This window comes from Streptomyces zinciresistens K42, from assembly GCF_000225525.1.
Lineage (GTDB): Bacteria > Actinomycetota > Actinomycetes > Streptomycetales > Streptomycetaceae > Streptomyces > Streptomyces zinciresistens.
In genome coordinates this window covers 1-3343 of sequence record NZ_AGBF01000366.1, presented here as the reverse complement: position 1 = coordinate 3343, position 3343 = coordinate 1, and the positions used below count along the sequence as shown (strand labels likewise).

Here is a 3343-nt window from a genome sequence, read left to right as displayed (position 1 = left end):
GGCCACGGCACCGGCCCCGGCCGCGCCCCCGGCCGCCCGGCCCACCCCCGCCCCGGCCGGAACCCTGCACCCCCTGCTTCACGGGCCCTCCTGCGGACGTATCGGTACTTGCGGTCATTACGGCGTCTTGTCACTCAGCCGTCAAGCACCATAGGCGCAGAACGCGACAGTTCAAACCGCGGCCAGTTCGGGTAAGGTAAGCCTTACCTTTAACGCCTCGCGGATCGGCGGCCCCATGCCCGTGCCCCCTGAAGTCCTCGCGACCACGTACGCCCGTCTCGCCGAGGTGCTCCCGGGGCTCGACATCGTCCAGCCACCCGCCGACGCCCCGCTCCCGAGGGACGGCGGCCATGTCGCCGCGTCCGCGCTCGCCGAGGGCGGCGCCGGCCTGGACGCCTTCCTGGCCTGGGACGACGCCCAGATACGCCGGGACTACGGACACCCCGCGCGCCCCGACGTCACCGCCAGCTTCGGCCTGCACCGCTACGCGTGGCCCGCGTGCCTGCTGATCACGGTGCCGTGGTTCGTCGCCCGCCGTGTCCCCCGCTTCCCCGTGACGCACGTCTCCTACGACCGTACGGCCCCCGACGCCCCGCTGGGCCGCCTCGCCGCCCGCCCCGAGTCCTTCGCCTGCCTGCCCGACGACCCGGCCGCCGCGCTGCCCGGCGCCAGGGTCGTCCCCGACGAGGAGGCGCTGCGCGCGGAGGTGCGGGCCGCCGTGGCCGAGCACCTCGAACCCGTCCTGCACGGCTTCGGCCCCCGGATGCGGCGCCGCGGCCGCGCCCTGTGGGGGATGGCGACCGACGAGATCGTGGAGGGCCTGTGGTACGTCGCCCACCTCCTGGGCGACGGCGAGCAGAGCCGGGCCCAGCGCGAGCTGGAGCTGCTGCTGCCGGGCGCGACGAAGCCGTACGCGGGTTCGGCCGCCTTCCGTGAACTCACCGGCCCGAACGGCGAGTCGCTGCCGACCCGGGACCGGGTGAGCTGCTGCATGTTCTACACGCTGCGCCCCGAGGACACCTGCGCCACCTGCCCGCGCACCTGCGACGCCGACCGGGTCGCCAAGCTGCTCGCGGCGACGGCCTGAACCAGGCGCCCTCCGCACCCCCACGAGAGCTGCGCGCACCCCCCTCGGAGCCGAACACAGGCCGCACGGGGCCAGTTGACACCCCCTCAGGTGTGGCCGTAACTCGCCGTACCGTAAGATCACTCGCGAGCACCACACCCGTCACGGTTACGCGCGCTTCACAATGTCCTCACTTCGCGCGGGAACTTTCCGTGGAACCACCCGCACGGGTAGTGTTGTTCGAACTCAACTCCTGCCCCTCAAGCGGCAGTTCGAGCAGAACGTCGCCCTGGGCAACCCCTTGCACCTCCTTGGCGGCCTCTTGCCCCGAAACCCCCCTGAGGGCCAGCTGGATTGGGCCACTATGGCGGGCGTTACGCCCTATCCCAATGCAAGGGACCCCAGATGAGATTGACCGACATATCGCTGACCTGGCTGCTACCCGGCGCCGTACTGCTCCTGGGCATGCTGGCGGCGGTGGCGGTACTCCGGCGCGGGAAGGCGGCCTCGGCGAAGGACGCCGCCGCGGAAGACTCGTGGGAGCGCAGCGAGGAGCGCCGCCGGCGCAAGGAGGCCCTGTACGGCACGGCCTCCTACGTGCTGCTGTTCATCTGCGCGGCGGTCGCCGCGGCGCTCTCCTTCCGCGGACTGGTCGGCTTCGGCGAGCAGAACCTCGCCCTCAGCGGCGGCTGGCAGTACCTGGTCCCGTTCGGTCTCGACGGCGCGGCCATGTTCTGCTCGGTGCTCGCGGTGCGCGAGGCCAGCCACGGTGACGCGGCCCTCGGCTCCCGCATACTCGTGTGGACCTTCGCCGGTGCCGCCGCCTGGTTCAACTGGGTGCACGCCCCGCGGGGCGTGGACAACGCGGGCGCCCCCCAGTTCTTCGCGGGCATGTCCCTCTCGGCCGCGGTCCTGTTCGACCGGGCGCTCAAGCAGACCCGCCGCGCGGCGCTGCGCGAGCAGGGCCTCGTGCCCAGGCCGCTGCCGCAGATCCGGATCGTCCGCTGGATACGGGCACCCCGTGAGACGTACAAGGCGTGGTCGCTGATGCTCCTGGAGAACGTGCGGAGCCTGGACGAGGCGGTCGACGAGGTCCGTGAGGACAAGCGGCAGAAGGAGCAGGCCCGCCAGCGCCGCCGTGAGCAGCAGCGCCTGGAGCGGGCGCAGCTGAAGGCCATCAGCCGGGGCCACCGCGGCTTCGTCGGCCGGGGCGGCCGACAGGTCGAGACCCAGGCGCTGGAGCGGGCGTCGGCGCAGGTCACCACGGAGCCTGCCATATCCACCCCGGAGCAACTGCCCATGCGAGCACGGCACTCTCTGCAGCCCGTGCGCACCGGCTCCGACCCGGCCCCCGTCGACCTCACCGCCGAGGACGACACGATGGCGCTTCCGCGACTGGACTCGCTGGAACGCAAACTCAAGGACCTTGAGAGGCAGTTCGGCTGACACGCCGGACGGTGACGGGAAGGGGCGCGACCCGAGGAGCTTGGGGCCGCGCCCCTTCCCGTGTCCGGCCGCCGGTCCCGCGGCGTCGCCCGCGGGGGCCCTCAGACGGCCCCCGCGTCGAGCTCGAACCAGACCGCCTTCCCCACCCCGTGCGTGCGCACACCCCAGGCGTCCGCGAGAGCCTGGACCAGCAGCAGCCCCCGGCCGTTCGTACCGTCGTCGGCGTCCGGTACGCGCGGCTCGGGCCGCCGGGCCACGAAGTCCCGCACCTCCACCCGGAGTCCGTCCGGTCCGAGGGTCGCCGTCAGGTACGCCTCGTGCCCGGTGTGGACGATCGCGTTGGTGACGAGTTCGCTGGTGAGCAGTTCGGCGATGTCCGACCTGCCGGGCTTCCCCCAGTGCCGTAAGAGTGCGCGCAGGGCCCTGCGCGCCTCCGGCACCGCCCTGAGGTCCGCCTGCCCCAGCCTGCGTCTGAGTTGAGGGGCGTGTGCGTGTTCCCCGGCGTCCGCTACCTTGTCCTCCACCGTCCTCGCCGAGGAGACCCCGGTCGTCGTGGGACCGCCTCCCCGTGCCTGCCTTTTCATGGCCCCCGCCCGCGTGCCGATATCGGTTCCCCCTCCTGGCTCGAACACGTTCACGGGAACCATTGCCCGAATCGGGCACGCGCCAGTCATGTCGAATCGTCAACGACCAGGTGTTCGGCCAAGGTTGGCGCATCCCGGACCCGGCGCGCGCGGGTGCGGACGTCATCTGCCGGACACCCGGCGGCGGCCCGCGCGTTCCCGGGCGGCACCCGGCCGCCGGAGCCCGGCCGGCCCGCAGGACGCGCGG

General features: G+C 72.8%; 3 protein-coding genes. 2 read left to right on the top strand and 1 reads right to left on the bottom strand.

The features are described 5' to 3' along the window. Positions 1–235 precede the first annotated feature (235 nt). On the top strand, positions 236–1087 hold the full coding sequence (locus SZN_RS36325) for a (2Fe-2S)-binding protein (protein WP_007505567.1): 852 nt from the start codon (positions 236–238) through the stop codon (positions 1085–1087). A 384-nt stretch (positions 1088–1471) separates the two neighbouring features. Next, positions 1472–2512 (top strand): DUF2637 domain-containing protein, encoded by a 1041-nt coding sequence (locus SZN_RS36320; protein WP_043735147.1) that lies wholly within the window; start codon positions 1472–1474, stop codon positions 2510–2512. A gap of 101 nt (positions 2513–2613) precedes the next feature. Here the strand turns inward: SZN_RS36320 and SZN_RS36315 are convergent, their stop codons facing one another. Beyond that, entirely contained in the window at positions 2614–3036 is a 423-nt protein-coding gene (locus tag SZN_RS36315; protein ID WP_007505562.1) for an ATP-binding protein, read from the bottom strand. Positions 3037–3343 lie beyond the last annotated feature (307 nt).